Genomic DNA, 16,054 nt, shown 5'->3' with positions numbered 1-16,054 from the left:
TGGCCCCGGCCTTCGCCGGGGAGACGGAATATTTGGATGCCGATTCAATCTGAATCAAAGGCGTGCTAGATGGCGACCCGCTTGGCGATCGCGCTGCGACGGGCGTTGGTTTCCTGTTGGGCGCGTTGCACGGCCTCGGTCTCGGTGGCGTGCAGCAGGTGTTCGATGACCCGCTCCAGATGGTCGCGCATGGCCTGGCGCGCGGCGGCGGGGTCGCGGGCCTTGAGCGCCTCGAACACCCGGCGGTGCTCGACGATGCGCGGCTCGAGCCCCATGCCCCGGGCGCGGGTCAGGATGTTGCGGGCCAGGGGCGAGCGATCGCGCCACAGCCAGAGGTTCTCGATGGTGGCGATGATCGCGCCGTTGCCCGAGGCCCGCGCGATGACCATGTGAAACTCACGATCGGCGTCCTCGCCCTGGATTTCCTCCTCGCGCGCCATCCGTCCCATCAGCGCCTCGAGCTCGGCGATCTGGGCGTCGTCGATGGCGGTGGCGGCCAGGGCGGCGGCCTCGCCCTCGAACAGGCGGCGGGCCTCGATCAGTTCAAAGGCGCCGATCTCCGTGTCGAGCTCGCTGCTGGTCGGGGTGGCGGGACGGACGCTGCCGGTGACGTAGATGCCCAGGCCGTGACGGGCTTCGATCATGCCCAGCATTTCCAGGGCGATCATCGCCTCGCGCAGGGTGGGGCGGCTGACGCCGAACTGCTCGGCCAGTTCACGCTCGGTCGGCAGGCGATCACCAAGCTTGTACCGGCCGCTCTCGATGGCCTCGGCTATGGTATCGGCGATCCTGCGGTAGAGCTTGACGTTTTCGGCCATGGCTTTCGTCAGGTTCCTGGCGGGCCGACCGGCCCCTTCGACTCGCGGCACCATAGCCGACCTGCCGGGCGCGGGCTATTTTTTGACACCGGTTGCACGAGCCCGCGACGAACGTCGTGACAGCGTCACCAATCATGCATCGAGCCGTCCTCGCGGCGGGCGATGGGCAGATAGGCGCGCTTGTAGGGATGTTTAGCAGCCTCGGCCTCGTCGATATCGACGCCCAGGCCGACGGCCTCGCCGGGGTGCAGCATGCCGTCGTTAAAGGTGTAGGCGTGTGGGAACACAGCGTCGGTCGCCTCGGTGTGGCGCATATATTCCTGGATGCCGAAATTGGGGATCGACAGGTCGAAGTGCAGGGCGGCGGCCATGGTGATCGGCGACAGGTCCGTCGCGCCATGGCAGCCGGTGCGCACATGATGCAGGTCGGCGAAACTGGCGATCTTCCGCAGATGCGAGATGCCGCCGGCATGGACAACGGTGGCGCGGATATAGTCGATCAGCTGTTCCTCGATCAGCTGCTTGCAGTCCCAGATCGAGTTGAACACCTCGCCCACGGCCAGGGGCGTGGTGGTGTGCTGGCGGATCAGCCGGAAACTGGCCTGGTTCTCGGCGGGGACCGCGTCTTCCATCCAGAACGGCCGATAGGGCTCCAGGTCCTTGCCCAGACGGCCAGCCTCGATCGGAGTCAGGCGGTGGTGCACGTCGTGCAGCAGGTGGATGTCGTCGCCGAGTCTGTCGCGGGCCGCCTCGAACAGGCCCGGCACGCTGCGCAGGTACTTCTCGGTTGACCACAGGCTTTCGGTCGGCAGGTCGCCGTCGGCGGGTTCGTAGGTGAACTTGTCCTTGGAAACCCCATAGACCGATTTCAGGCCCGGGACGCCCGACTGCAGGCGGATAGCCTTGTAGCCCCGCTCGGCATAGACGGCGGCGTTGTCGAGGGTCTCCTCGATGGTCGCGCCATTGGCGTGGCCATAGACCATCACGCCCGTCCGGCAGGCGCCGCCCAGCAATTGGTAGACGGGAAGGCCGGCGATCTTGCCCTTGATGTCCCACAGCGCGGTATCGACCGCGGCGATAGCGGCCATGGTCACCGGACCCCGACGCCAGTAGGCGCCCTTGTAAAGATACTGCCAGATGTCCTCGATCTGGTGAGCCTCGCGGCCGATCAGCATCGGAACGACATGGTCGCCAAGATAGCTCGCCACCGCCAATTCGCGGCCGTTGAGCGTCGCGTCGCCGATCCCGTGCAAGCCGTCGCTCGTCTCGACCTTCAGGGTGACGAAGTTGCGACCCGGGGAGCAAACGATGACTTTGGCGGCGGTAATCTTCGGCATGGGTTGCTTTCGTTGATTCAGCCTACCGATAGCCGAATGGTAGCGATATCGGTCTAAAGGAGAGGTGGGGGTTGTCAACCCATTGGTCTGACCAATAATTGCACCGTGTCTCGACCTTTGATCTCCCCGGATGTAACACGAGGTAGCGGTATCACGGCTCAAGGCCCGTCGCGCGTCTTGCAACGACGGTCCAGGGCCGCCACGGAGGAAATATGCGGCTCACGACGTTGATGCGGGACCTGTGCCTGGCCGGCTGTTTACTGTCGTTTGGCCTCGCGGCGCCGGCCGCCGCGCGAGCCGAGGATGGCCACGATCTCTGGCTGCGCTATCGCCCGCTCCCGCTAAACCAGCGCCCAGCGCCGCGCGCGATCGCCGCGACCACCGAAACGCCCACGCTGAACGTCGCCCGGGCGGAGCTCGAGCGCGGCCTGACAGGCCTGACGGGCGCGGCGCCGGCCAGCGAGGCCGGGGCGACGATCCTGCTGGGCACGCCGTCCGACACGCCCGCCGTCGCAGCCCTGAACCTGCCCCTGAAGGGTGCGGGCGCGGAAGGCTATCTGATCAGGACGGTCGGCAAGACCACGGTCATCGCGGCCAACAGCGACATCGGCGTGCTCTATGGCGTTTTCCACTATCTGCGCCTCGTGCAGACGGGTCAGGGGGTCGACAGGCTCGACATCGCGTCCGCGCCAGCGGTTCAGCATCGCCTGCTGAACCATTGGGACAACCTGAATGGCACGGTGGAGCGGGGTTATGCCGGCGCCTCCCTGTGGGACTGGTGGAAGCTGCCGGACTACAAGGACCCCCGCTATGTCGACTATGCCCGCGCCAACGCCTCGATCGGCGTCAATGGCACGGTGCTCAACAACGTCAACGCCAAGGCCGACAGCCTGACCGCGCCCTATATCGCCAAGGCCGCCGACCTGGCCGAGGTCTTCCGGCCCTATGGGATCAGGGTCTATCTGTCGGCCCGCTTCTCGGCCCCGATCGAGATCGGCGGCCTGAAGACCGCAGACCCACTGGACCCGGCCGTGCGCGCCTTCTGGAAAACCAAGGCCGACGAGATCTACAAGGCCATTCCCGACTTCGGCGGCTTCCTGGTGAAAGCCAATTCCGAGGGCCAGCCGGGCCCGCAGGACTATGGCCGCACCCATGTCGATGGCGCCAACATGTTGGCCGACGCGGTGGGGCCCCACGGCGGGATCGTGATGTGGCGGGCCTTCGTCTATTCCCACGAGCAGCCCGACGACCGCGCCAAGCAGGGCTATAGCGAGTTCAAGCCGTTCGACGGCCGATTCCGTGACAATGTCATCGTCCAGGTCAAGAACGGGGCGATCGACTTCCAACCGCGCGAGCCGTTCCATCCGCTGTTCGGCTCCATGCCCATGACCGCCCTGGGCCTGGAGTTCCAGATCACCAAGGAATATCTCGGCTTCGCGACCCACCTCGTCTATCTGGGCCCACTCTACGAGGAGACGCTGCGGTCGGACACCGATGCGAAGGGCAAGGGCTCGACCGTGGCCAAGGTGGTGGACGGCGCGCTGGATGATCATCGCCAGACGCTGATGGCCGGGGTCGCCAACATCGGCGCCGACCGCAATTGGACCGGCTCGCAGTTCGACCAGGCCAATTGGTACGTGTTCGGCCGCCTGGCCTGGGATCCGGAAGCCTCCAGCCGCGACATCGCCGCCGACTGGGCGAAGATGACCTTCTCGACCGACCCGCGCTTTGTCGAGCCGGTCGTGACGATGATGATGGGCTCGCGCGAGGCCGCGGTGGACTACATGACCCCGCTGGGCCTGCACCACCAGATGGGCCGCAGCCATCACTATGGCCCGGGTCCGTGGGTGACAGGCGGGCCGCGCGCCGACTGGACCAGCGTCTACTACGCCAAGGCCGGTCCAGATGGCGTCGGCTTTGACCGCACGGCGACCGGCAGCAACGCCGTGGCGCAGTACGCGCCGGTGGTGGCCCAGCGGTTCTCGGACCTGAAGACGGTCGATGAGAGGGACCTGCTGTGGTTCCACCATGTCCCGTGGGACTACCGCCTGAAGTCGGGCGTGAGCCTGTGGGACGGCATGGTGACCCACTATTCGCGCGGCGTGTCCTATGTCGATGGCATGGGCAAGACCTGGGAGACGCTTGCGCCCTATGTGGACCCCGAGCGCCACGCTCAAGTCGCCAGCTTCCTGGCCATCCAGCGCCATGAGGCCCAGTGGTGGCGCGACGCCTCGATCGCCTATTTCCAGACGTTTTCGAAGCGCCCGCTGCCGGCGGGCGAGGCGGCTCCGGCCCATTCGCTGGAGTATTATGAGAGCCTGAACTTCCCCTATGCGCCAGGGAATTGAGGGGGTGGTGATGGTCCTCCCCCTGTGGGGGAGGCGATCGCGCAGCGATCGGTGGGGGGAGTTTTTAGGGTCGATCGACCCACAAGCTGCCGCCTGACGATCACTCCCCCACCGTCGGCTGCGCCGACACCTCCCCCACAGGTGGAGGACTAAAAAAAGCGGCGTGTCCGGGGACACGCCGCTGGGGAACGCGAGGGAGGGAGGTTCGCGTAAGTCTAGAACTGACCCCGGATGCCGATCAGATAGGTCGGACCCGGGTCATAGAAGGTGTAGGTGGCGTTCGGATACTGGAACGCCTGCCGCTGGGTTTCGCTGGTGATGTTGATGGCGTTGAAGGTGATCTGCGCACCACCCAGAACCGGCAGGGTGTAGCTGGCCGACAGGTCCATCTGCTTGTAGGCGTCGGTTTTGATACGGGCCGTCGGCACGCTGTTCTGGTTTGGGCCAGAGCTGATCTGAGCGTCGTTGTAGTTGTAGGACACCCGCAACGTCAGGCCGTGGTTCTCGTAGTAACCCGTCAGGTTGTAGGTGTAGGGCGACACGCCCAGGGCCACCACGCCGCCGGTGCCCGTCTGGTTGACGCGGGTATAGTTGGCGGTGAAGCCAGCGCCGTCCAGCAGGAAGTCCAGGGGCTGGACCCAGTTCAGCTCGTAGCCGCGGATGGTCAGGTCGGAGCCGGAATTGACCTGCTGGCTGACGGTCACCGTCGCCGCGCTGGGGCCGCCGCGGTTGTTGATGGCGGTCTTCTGCAGGTCGGTCAGGCTGTCAAACGGAATGCCGAGCGAGGTAAAGGGCTGGGTGGTGGCGCCCAGGGTGGTGAAGCCGGTGACCACCTTCTGGAAAAGGGCCACGCCCACATAGCCGGCGCCGCCGGTGTACCATTCGCCGCCCACGTCGAAGTTGTTGGAGGTGTAGGGGCGAAGCGCCGGATTACCCTGGTTGGCGGCCTGGGCCGAGGGGTCGCTGAACGTGGTGCCCGGCAGCATGGCGCTGGGGTCGGGACGGGTCAGGGTGCGCGACGCGGACATGCGAACATTGATGTTCTCGCGCACGGCGTAGACGGCGTTGAACGACGGCAGGAAGGCGTCATACCGCTGCGACTGGGTCTTGAAGGTCAGGGTGTTGGGCACGCAGTTGGGCGTGCAGTTGGCGACATTGGGGAAGGGGATCGAAACCGGGCCGGTGATGTCCTGGTCGGTCGAGACGTAGCGCGCGCCGCCATTGATCCGCAGGTCGCGGTCCATGACAGTGGCGACGCCGGCGAATTCGACATAGGCGCCGGTGTTCTTTTCCTCGATCTTGCCGGAACTGGCGGCCGTGGCGGCCGAGGTGGTGAACGCTGCGGTGTCGTTCAAGGCCTCGAAATTGGTGGCGGCCTTGAACTTGTCGTAGTCGACCATGACAAAGCCGAGGGGGCCAGGCTTCAGGTACGAGGCCAACTGGGCGTTGGTGATCGCCGAGCCTGCGCCGCCGGCGCAGGCGGGCTGGGTGTTGGGACGCGGCAGGTAGGTCCCGCCTCCGCCGCAGGTGATCTGCTGCCAGCGGTCGCTGTTGTCCAGGGCGGTGATGGTGCGCGAGGCTTCGTCATAGGCGACGCCGCCCTTGATGTAGCTGCGTTCGTCGCCCCAGGTCAGGTCCCAGTGCGTGCCCTTGGTGGAGGTGACGCGCTTCTCGTTCTGGATGTTCACCCGGCCGCCCGCGAAGGTCCAGCCCAGGTTGGGGTCGTTGAGATTGGCGTTGGTCTTGATGCTGGGGAAGTCACCGCCGGTGTTGTTGTAGGTCACCGTCAGCCCGCTGTTGAGCGGGGTATTGATCAGGATGGTCGGCGCCTGACGGAAGAAGACGCTGCGGCTGACATTGAACTGAGCGTCCAGCTTGAGGTTGTCGCTGAAACGCCAGGTGCCGCCCGGATTGACGTTCACGAAGTCGTTGGTTTCGTGATAGGGCCGCGCCTCCAGGAAGAACTGGGCATTGGAGAAGGTGCCGCTGGTGACGATGTTACTGCCGTCGACCTTGACGTTGGTTGGCGTCATGAAATTCGAGTTGCGAACCACCCAGTCAATGTCGATGCGGCTGAACTCGCGATCGGTCTGGCCCAGCAGGGTGTCGATGTAGAACTCGGCCTTGTCATTGGGCTGGTACTGCAGCGAGACCAACAGCGAGTCGCGGTCGCGGTGACCGGCGCTGTGGGACTGGCGGCCCAGGCGCGGCAGCAGGCCATCGCTGAGTTGCTGCAGGGTCGTGCCGGGGTTGTTGGCCAGCAAGAAGGCGTCATTGACGGTCGCGCCGGTGGTCAAGCCGTTCCCGGCGTTGACGGCCACGGTCGGCGCGAAGGTGAAGCCGTTACCGCCAAAGGTGCTGTTGCAGCCGGCGCAGGCGAAGTTGCTGGACCCGCCGGTGCTGGCGTTGGTCCAGCCAATCGTCTCAAAGCCATCGGTGCGGCTCTTGGAGCGAACGCCGGCATAACCGACCAGCACGCCGAACTCGCCGACGGCCGTTTCCCACGACTTGCTGCCGATCAGGGCGCCGCGCGGGCTCCACTTGCCGGCGCTGTCTTGATAGCTGCCCTGCAGCGAATAGGTCAGATGCTGGCCGGGGCGATCCAGAGGGCGCGAGCTGCGCATGTTGACCACGCCGGCGACGCCGCCCTCCAACTGGCTGGGCACGGGCGTCTTGTTGACGTCGAGGCGCGTGAACAGCTCAGTCGGAAACAGGTCCAAGTCGATGGTGCGGTTCTGGTTCTGGGCGTCGGTGCGGCCCGACGAGGCCACGGCGACCTGCGCGCCGTTCAACACGATCTTGGTAAAGTCGGGACCAAGGCCCCGGATGGCGATGTTCAGGCCGTCCCCGTTGATTTCACGCGTGAGCTGGATACCCGGGATGCGGTTCAGCGACTCGGCGATGTTGAGGTCGGGAAACTTGCCGATGTCTTCGGAAAACACCGAGTCGGTGAAGGCGATGCTGTCGCGCTTGGCGTTGGTGGCGTCGGCCAGGCTCTTGCGGTAGCCGGTGACGATCACTTCCTCGACCGTGTCGGCGTTGGCCGGCGCCGCGGCGGGGGTCTGCTGGGCGAGAGCGGGCGCGCCGATGAAGCCAGTCAGGCAGGTGGCGCCGATGAGGGCGAGCCGGACGGCGCGCGAGCGGACGGATGAAGCCATGTTTCTCCCCTATGGTTCAGTGCTCTGCGCACTTGTCATTTTAGACGGCGGCCTTGTTTAGCCTTCTCGACGACACCATCGAGATCGGCGACATGGTAGCGGTCACAGTGAAGCGTTACGAGGTAAGGCCTCTTGTGTCAACGAGGTCATACCTCTTGGGAGAACGTTGTCCGACCACGATGTTTTAAGGTCACGCTTTGCGCCCAGCCGAAGGTGTTAGCGCTACCTTGACGAGGGTCCGCGAGCCCTGTCATCTGAGGTGTGCTCGCTGGTGAGACCACCCTGGAGCGCCGGGAGACAAGCCATGAAAAGACTCCGTCAAGGAGCGTGCGGCCGTGCGGCCGCAATGATCCTGGCCGCCGCAGGCGCGGCCGAGGCCGCGAACGCCGCACCGAGCGCCTTCCAGACCTCCGCGCCGGGAACCGCCAGCTTCGACTGGTTCGACTATGAGGGCTCAGACCCAGCCGACGCGGCCTTCAAACCGGCGTCCGGCCAATACGCCAACCCGATTCTGAAGGGCTTCTATCCGGATCCCAGCGTCACGCGGGTGGGCGAAGACTATTACCTGGTCAACTCGACCTTTTCGTATTTTCCGGGCCTACCGGTTTTCCACAGCAAGGATCTCGTCCACTGGACCCAGATCGCCAACGCGATCGATCGGCCGGGCCAACTGAACTTCGACGGCCTGGGCTTGTCGCGGGGGGTGTTCGCTCCGGCTATTACCGAGCACAACGGCACGTTCTACATCCTCAACACCTGCGTTGATTGTGGAGGCAATTTCCTGATCACCGCCAAGGACCCCAAGGGGCCGTGGTCGGACCCGGTCTGGCTGCCGCAGGTCGGCGGAATCGACGCCTCGTTGTTCTTCGACACCGACGGCAAAGGCTGGATCGTCAACAACGACGCGCCTGACCGCCCGCCGCTCTATGATGGCCACCGCGCCATCTGGATCCAGGAATTCGACGCGAAGAGCCAGAAAACTGTCGGTCCGCGCAGCGTGCTGCTGGACGGTGGCGTCGATCCCTTGACCAAGCCGATCTGGATCGAGGGGCCGCACATCACCTTGGTCGATGGCAGCTACTACCTGACCGCGGCCGAGGGGGGCACGGCCGAGGGTCATTCGCAGGTGGTGCTGCGGGCCGATAAGGTCGCCGGCCCCTATGTGCCCTACGACCACAATCCGATCCTGACCCAGCGCGGACTGCCCAAGGATCGCGCCCTGCCCATCACCTCTGCCGGCCACGCAGACCTGGTGCAGACCCAGAACGGTGACTGGTGGGCCACCTTCCTGGCCGTGCGGCCTTACGGTGATGACCTCTACAACACCGGCCGCGAGACCTTCCTGCTGCCCGTGACCTGGAAAGACGGCTGGCCGATGATCTTGCCGAAAGGCGAGACCATCCCCTATGTCCACGCCAGACCGGCCTTGCCGAACCCGCCAGCGTCTACGCTGCCTACCAGCGGCGCTTTCAAGGTACACGAGGCGTTCGACGGCAAGGACCTGCCGCTGAACTGGATGACCCTCCGCAACCCGCGAGAACGGTGGTGGAGCCTGAAGGATGGCCAGTTGGTCTTGACCGCCCGCGACCAGAAGCTGGGAGCCGGCGTGCAGCCCTCTTTCTGGGGCCGTCGCCAGCAGCACATCAACGCCAGCGCCTCGACCGCTCTCCGCTACGTTCCGACCAGGCCGGGCGACAAGGCCGGTCTGGTCGCGCTGCAGAACGACGACTTCTACTATTTCCTGGGCCTGGCTCTGCAGGACGGCAAGCCGGTGGTGCGGCTGGAGCGGCGGGCCGGACCCAAGGATCCGGTTGATGGCGTGGTGCTGGCCAGCGCCCCGGTCACCTTGAAGGCGGACGGCCCGGTCTATTTGAAGATCGAGGCCCACGGGGGGGCCTACGATTTCTCATATAGCCAGAGGCCGGGCCACTGGACTGTCCTGAAGACTGGCGTGGATGGGACGATCCTCAGCACCAAGGTCGCGGGCGGATTCGTCGGGGCGGTGATGGGGGTCTATGCGTACGGGAATTGAACCCCGTTCCCAGGCATCCCGCCGGTCGCCGGATGCCTGGATTTGACCTGGAGCATTTTTCGAGCGGAAGTGGTTCCGGTTCGCGTAAAGAAAAATGCGTCAAAACAAAAGATTAGAGCTCCCGGCCTGTCGCAGTCAGGTCGGGAAATGCTCTAGACCGCCGCGCAGTTGTCCGCGATGAACCGCAAGTGTTCCGGCATCACCTCGGCCGACTTGGCGATCACCGATCGGATGTCGCTCATCCGCGCCCGCAGGTCGTCGTCGGACAGGATGTCGGCCATCGGATCGTGACCGCGCGGCTCCAGGCCCTGGCCAATCATCACCGCGAACCAACTGGTGTCGTTGAACAGTTCCTCGTTCTCGCGGAACACCCGGCCGTAGCTCTTGAACACCGCGATCTTGTCGGCCAGGTAATCGGGAATGGGCATGGTCCGCAGATAGTCCCAGTACGGCGTGTCGCTGCGCTGGGTGGCGTTGAAGTGCAGGATGAGAAAGTCACGGATTTTCTCATATTCGAACTGCATGACGCGGTTGTAGCGGTCGATGTCGGGCTGCTCGAAACGCTCGTCGGGGAACATGGCCAGAAGGCGCGAGATGCCGACCTGGATCAGATGGATGCTCTGGCTTTCCAGAGGCTCCATGAAGCCGCCCGACAGGCCGATTGCGACGACGTTCTTGTTCCAACTCTTCAGCCGGCGGCCCGCCTTGAACTTCAGGGTAAAGGGATCGCGCAGCGGCGCCCCGTCCAGGTTGGCCAACAGATAGGCGGTCGCCTCGTCTTCGCTGATATGCTGGCTGGAATAGGCATAGCCGTTGCCCAGCCGATGCTGCAGCGGGATGCGCCACTGCCAGCCGGCTGGCCGTGCGGTGGCGCGCGTCACCGGGGCGAGCGAGCCACCCAGTTCGCAGGGCACGGCCACTGCGCGGTCGTTGAGCAGCCAGTTTGACCAGTCCTCGTAGCCTGTCTTCAAGGTCTCCTCGATCAACAGCCCGCGGAACCCCGAACAGTCGATGAACAGGTCGCCCTTGATCCGCTCACCGCTCTGCAGGGTCACGGCTTCGACGAAGCCGTCGGCCGCCCGCTGGTGAACCTCGACGATCTTGCCTTCCTGGCGCCGGACGCCGCGCTCCTCGGCGTATCCCCGCAGGAACCGGGCGTAGAGGCCAGCGTCGATGTGATAGGCGTGAGCGATCGAGCCCAGCGGCGAGTTGGGCTGGCCGTTGGCCCGCATGAACTTGCCCTGGTCCGCCGCCAAGGCTTGCAGCGAATATTCGGTGAGCTCGCCGGCTTCCCCCAAGGCCTTCAGCCGAAGCCAGTAGGCGTGGAACGACACCCCCTCCATATCGACGCCATAGGGGCCGAACGGGTGATAGTAGCTGTGGCCGATCGACTTCCAGTCGACGAACTCGATGGCCAGCTTGAAGGTCGCCTTGGTGCGACGGACGAACTCGTTTTCGTCCAGGCCCAGCATGCGATTAAAGATGTTGATCTGCGGGATGGTCGATTCGCCGACCCCCACCGTGCCGATCTCCTCGGACTCGACCAGGGTCACGCTTGTGTGGCCGTCCTTGAGAAAACGTCCCAGGGCGGCGGCGGTCATCCAGCCGGCGGTGCCGCCCCCAACGATGACAATCTTGCGCAGGCGGTGGTCGGTCATGCGGGAACCCCAGACGTGGCGTTGGCGGGCGCGGCGTCGGCGGCGCAGTAGCGGGCGATGAAGGCTTGGTGAGAGGGCAGGGCGGCGGCCGTCTGGGCGATCAGGGCCGACATCCGCTTGAGGCGCTGGACGATGTCCCCCTCGGGCAGGCTATCGACCAGCGCGTCATACTGGCGCGGGACGATCCCCTGACCCAACAGCACGGCGATCCAACTGGGCTCGGCGAACAGGTCGTAGTCGGACTGGAACAGCCGTCCTCGACCGGCGAACAGGTCGATCTTGCGCTGCAGGCTCTCGGGTATCTCCATCGTCCGGACATAATCCCAATAGGGCGTGTCGGCGCGGGCGGTGGCCTTGTAGTGCAGGATGATGAAGTCGCGGACGAGGTCCACCTGCTGGGCGGTCAGGCGGTTGTACTGATCGATCTCCAGCGGATTGAAGCTCTGGTCGGGGAACAGGGACAGCAGCTTGGTGATCCCCGCCTGGATCAGGTGGATGCTGGTGCTTTCCAGCGGCTCCAGGAAACCAGACGACAGGCCGATGGCCACGCAGTTCTTGATCCACGCCCGATCGCGACGTCCTGCGGTGAAGCGTAGAAAGTTCGGCTCGGCCTGGGCCGGGCCGTCGAGGCCGGCCATCAGGGTCGCCAGGGCCTCGTCGTCGCCAATATGGGCGCTGGAATAGACGTAGCCGTTGCCCGTGCGGTGCTGCAGCGGGATGCGCCAAGTCCAGCCGGCCTTCTGGGCTGTGGCGCGGGTATAGGGCGTCATGCCGTCGCCGCCGGTTGCGCAGGGCAGGGCCACGGCCCGGTCGTTGGGCAGCCAGTGGCTCCAGTCGTGATAGGTCCCGCCCAGGGCCTCGCCGATCAGCAGGGCGCGAAAGCCAGTGCAGTCAATGAACAGGTCTGCCTCCAGCACGCGGCCGTCGTCGAGCGTGACGGACTGAATGAACCCGTCCTCGCCGCGCAGGGTGACATCGGCGACCTTGCCCTCGACACGGGTCGCGCCGCGCGCCTCGGAGAAGCGCCGCAGGTATCTGGCATAGAGGCCAGCGTCGAAGTGGAAGGCGTATTTCAGGCTCGACAGCACCTTGGCCGGGTCGGGGTCGGGCAAAGCCATGCGACCGGTCAGGGCGGCGACGGCGGCCAGGTTGAAGGTCTCGATCGGCCCGACCTGATCGCGGAACTTCAGCCAGATCTGGTGAAACTTGATCGCCTCGATATCCAGGCCGAAGGTCCCGAACGGGTGGATGTAGCGATCGCCGGGGTCGGTCCAGCCTCGGAACTCAATCCCCAGCTTGAACGTGGCTTTGGTGGCCCGCATGAAGTCGCGCTCGTCGATCCCAAGCATGGCGTTGAAGGTGAGGATCGGCGGGATCGTGGCCTCCCCGACCCCGACCGTGCCGATCTGCTCGGACTCGACCAGCGTCACCTCGACCTGGCGGCCCAGGACCTTGGACAGGGCGGCGGCCGTCATCCAACCGGCCGTGCCCCCGCCGACGATCAGGACTTTCCGGATGGGCGCGTTCGTCATGCGTGAGCCTTCAGCGCGTCGGCGTGGGAGGGCAGGGACTCGGCGGTCTGGCGGATCAGGGCGCGCAGCCTGGCCAGCGCCTCGCCCGCGCGCGCGGGCGGCAGTCGCTCGGCCAGCGGGTCGTGGCGGCGCGGCAGCAGCCCGTGGCCGATCAGCGCCTCGGTCCAGCTTCCTTCCATGAAGGTCTCTTCGTCATAGAGCACCACACGACCGCGGCTCTCGAACTGCGCCAGCTTGTAGGCCAGGGGCTGGGAGGGCGAGGCGCGGCGCGCCATGGTCCATAGGGGATCCTCGCGGTGGCTGAGTGCGTAGCGCATCACGGCCATGTCCAGGGCGCGATCCATCTCCTCGGCCATCAGGCGATTATATTCGGCGGCGGCCTGCGGATCGCCGTCGCGACCGGGAAGCAAGCCCAGCAGCCGCGATACGCCGCTCTGGATCAGGTGAGCGTCGGAGCCGTTCAAGGGCTCGATCTGGCCGGCCGCCGGACCGATGGCCACGCAGTTGGCGCGCCAGACCTGCTCGCGGCGACCATTGCGCAGCGGCTCGACATGGTCCTCGCCGCCCAGGATCTCGACCGCCTCGTCGTCGGACGTCAGGTCCGAGCGATAGGCCAGGGCGACGGCGTCACGGTCGCGCAACGGGACCCGGCGCAGCCAGCCCTCGGCGATCGCCTCCACCTCGGTCAGGGGCGACGGATTGGGGCGGAGTGCGATCTCGCGCGTCGCCAGGCGGTCGCAAGGCAACCAGGCCGTGGCGTCTCGCCACGCCACGCCCAAGGCCCCGCCGATCAGCCGGCCGTCGGCGGTGGTGTCGATGAACAGGTCGGCCTCGACGCGCTCGCCGCTGACCAGCTCTATGGCCTCGACGCCGCCCTCGGCCGACAGGGCGACGGCCGCGACCTCGCCAGACCCGCGCGCGACGCCCGGCCCCGCCGCTCTGAGAACGGCCGCATAGCCGGCGGCGTCGAGATGCAGGCCGTACGACAGGGTCGACAGCACCGACCGCGCGTCCTCACTGGGCCTTGTGAAGCGCCCTATCCGCGCGGCCACGGCCGCCAGGCTGTAGGCTTCGAACGGCCCGACGTCCTGGCTCGCCCGAGCCCGCAACCAGTGATGATGGAAGGCCACGCCCTCCAGGCCGACGCCGACGTCGCTGAAGCCTTCGATGTGATCGCCCGAGGCCCAGCCGCTGAACCGCGATCCCAGCTTGAACGTACCGTGGGCGGCGCGCATCAGGGCCCCTTCCTCAAGGCCAAGCAGGCCGTGGAAGGTGCGCAGGGCGGGCAGGGTCGACAGAGCCCCCCGCGGGGCGCTGTCGACGGTTTCGATCACGCGGATGTCGCAGCCGGCGGGCAGGGCGCGGGCGAGGGCGCAGGCGGTCATCCAACCGGCGACGCCGCCGCCGAGGATGACGACGCGGCTCAAGGGGGCGCCCCTCACGCGGCGACGCCCGAGGCCGCGCAAAACTGCGCGATCCAGTCGGCGTGGGTCGGCATGGCCGCCGTGGCGCCAGCGATCGACTCCCGCATCGCCGCGAGGCGCTGAGCCAGGGCGCCGTCGGGGATCTTGTCGCTGACCGGGTCATAGCCGCTGGGGACGACCTTCTGGCCCAGATAGACCGCCAGCCAGCTGGGCTCGAGGAAGAAGCCGTCCTTGTACTTCACCACCACGCCCCGGTCGCGGAACAGGTCCATCTTGTAGGCCAGGCTATCGGGGATCTTCATGGTCCGGCGGTCGTTCCAGAACGGCGCGTCGGTGCGGTTGGTGGCATGATAGTGCAGCACCAGGAAATCGCGGATCCGCTCGAACTCCAGCTCCATGACCCGATTGTACTCGTTCTGGTCGGCCTGGTCGCAGGACCGGTCAGGGAACAGCTCCAGCAGGGTGGTGACCGCCACCTGGATCAGGTGGATGCTGGTGCTTTCCAACGGTTCGAGAAAGCCGCTGGCCAGGCCGATGGCCACGCAATTGCGGCTCCAATGTTTCTTGCGCCGGCCGGTCACGAACCGCAGGAAGCGCGGCTCGGCCTGGGCCGGTCCCTCAAGACCGGCCAGCAGCTTGGCGGCGGCGGCGTCGTCACTGATATAGTCGCTGCAATAGACATAGCCGTTGCCGACCCGGTGCTGCAGCGGGATGCGCCAGCGCCAGCCGGCAGTGTCGGCCGTGGCGCGGGTATAGGGGACCGAAGGCTCGACAGTGTCGCACGGCACGGCGGCGGCGCGGTTGCAGGGCAGCCACTGGCTCCAGTCGTCGTAACCCGTCTTCAGCGCCTGCTCGATCAACAGTCCCCGAAAGCCAGAGCAGTCGATGAACAGATCGCCTTCGATCCGCTCGCCGCTGTCCATGACGATCGCTTCGATGAAGCCGTCCTCGCCGCGCAGGACGACGTCTGCCACCTTACCCTCGGTGCGGACCACGCCGCGCGCCTCGGCATAGGTTCGCAGATAGGCGGCGTAGAGCCCGGCGTCGAACTGGTAGGCGTAGTTGTAGGTTGAAGCCACGGAGCGCAGGTCGGAGGAGGGCGGGGCGAACTTGCCCTGGCGCGCGGCCATGATCGGCAGGCTGTAGGCCTCGATCGGCGTCGGGTCGCCGCCCTGCGCCGCGCGTAGCCAGTGATGGTGGAAACCCACGCCGCCGATCGCCGCGCCGTAGGCCCCGAACGGGTGGATGTAGCTGTCGCCGACTCGCGCCCAATCGCGAAACTCGATGCCCAGCTTGTAGGTCGCCTGGGTCTTGCGCATGAAGTCGGCTTCGTCGAGGCCCAGGGCCGTGTTGAAGTGGCGAATGTGGGGGACCGTCGCCTCGCCGACGCCGACCGTGCCGATCTCGGCGGATTCGACCAGACGGATGGTGATGGGCAAGCCGTTCAGCTTGGCCGCCAGGCCGGCAGCGGTCATCCAGCCGGCCGTGCCGCCGCCCACGATGACGATGGTTCGGACTGCCTGTTGCGTCATCCCGTTTCCCCCTGACCACCGTCGCTTCTGGGTGCGATCGGCCTAATGATGCAAATTGACAACGCTGTCTAAAATAAAACCGCTGCCAGGCCATGCGCCACAGTGTCGCGCCCGAACCTGTTTGACAGCGCTATCTGAAGGGCTCATCGCTTAGATGGCTTACCAATGCAAGACGTTGGAAGCCACGGCAATTGTTACGACAAATCAAAAGATTG

Annotated in this window: 9 protein-coding genes; 2 read left to right on the top strand and 7 right to left on the bottom strand. The window is 65.9% G+C overall.

Going from position 1 to position 16,054, the window contains the following annotated elements; all coding sequences use genetic code 11:
* Positions 1–65: 65 nt before the first annotated feature.
* On the bottom strand, positions 66–818 hold the full coding sequence (locus ACP696_RS06285; RefSeq protein ID WP_426012214.1) for a FadR/GntR family transcriptional regulator: 753 nt from the start codon (positions 816–818) through the stop codon (positions 66–68).
* 125 nt (positions 819–943) lie between these two features.
* Positions 944–2,155: a D-mannonate dehydratase ManD gene (gene manD / locus ACP696_RS06280; protein ID WP_426012212.1), complete on the bottom strand. Its 1,212-nt coding sequence runs from the start codon at positions 2,153–2,155 to the stop codon at positions 944–946.
* 230 nt (positions 2,156–2,385) lie between these two features.
* Here manD and ACP696_RS06275 point away from each other — a divergent pair, with 230 nt between their 5' ends.
* Positions 2,386–4,503, top strand: a complete 2,118-nt coding sequence (locus ACP696_RS06275; protein WP_426012572.1) for an alpha-glucuronidase family glycosyl hydrolase — start codon at positions 2,386–2,388, stop codon at positions 4,501–4,503.
* A 215-nt stretch (positions 4,504–4,718) separates the two neighbouring features.
* On the opposite strand, the gene ACP696_RS06270 is transcribed toward ACP696_RS06275, so the two are convergent.
* Entirely contained in the window at positions 4,719–7,661 is a 2,943-nt protein-coding gene (locus tag ACP696_RS06270; protein WP_426012210.1) for a TonB-dependent receptor, read from the bottom strand.
* A gap of 346 nt (positions 7,662–8,007) precedes the next feature.
* On the opposite strand from ACP696_RS06270, the gene ACP696_RS06265 reads away from it, so the two are divergent.
* A complete protein-coding gene (locus ACP696_RS06265) occupies positions 8,008–9,693 on the top strand; it encodes a glycoside hydrolase family 43 protein (protein WP_426012570.1) in 1,686 nt (561 codons plus the stop codon).
* 152 nt (positions 9,694–9,845) lie between these two features.
* Here the strand turns inward: ACP696_RS06265 and ACP696_RS06260 are convergent, their stop codons facing one another.
* From ACP696_RS06260 to ACP696_RS06245, 4 genes are read right to left on the bottom strand one after another with little or no spacing between them, the layout of a single operon-like run.
* The gene (locus ACP696_RS06260; protein WP_426012208.1) at positions 9,846–11,351 is read right to left on the bottom strand and encodes a tryptophan halogenase family protein; all 1,506 of its coding nucleotides are present in this window, start codon (positions 11,349–11,351) and stop codon (positions 9,846–9,848) included.
* Positions 11,348–12,883: a tryptophan halogenase family protein gene (locus ACP696_RS06255; protein WP_426030702.1), complete on the bottom strand. Its 1,536-nt coding sequence runs from the start codon at positions 12,881–12,883 to the stop codon at positions 11,348–11,350. The genes ACP696_RS06260 and ACP696_RS06255 overlap by 4 nt, the downstream gene beginning before the upstream one ends.
* A complete protein-coding gene (locus ACP696_RS06250; RefSeq protein WP_426043563.1) occupies positions 12,880–14,310 on the bottom strand; it encodes a tryptophan halogenase family protein in 1,431 nt (476 codons plus the stop codon). The genes ACP696_RS06255 and ACP696_RS06250 overlap by 4 nt, the downstream gene beginning before the upstream one ends.
* Before the next feature lie 11 nt (positions 14,311–14,321).
* On the bottom strand, positions 14,322–15,839 hold the full coding sequence (locus tag ACP696_RS06245) for a tryptophan halogenase family protein (RefSeq protein WP_426043562.1): 1,518 nt from the start codon (positions 15,837–15,839) through the stop codon (positions 14,322–14,324).
* Positions 15,840–16,054 lie beyond the last annotated feature (215 nt).

Origin of the sequence: Caulobacter sp. DWR3-1-2, assembly GCF_049896225.1 — a bacterium.
Lineage (GTDB): Bacteria > Pseudomonadota > Alphaproteobacteria > Caulobacterales > Caulobacteraceae > Caulobacter.
The sequence above is the reverse complement of the archived record's forward strand: the minus strand, read 5'-3'. Positions and strand labels throughout refer to the sequence as shown.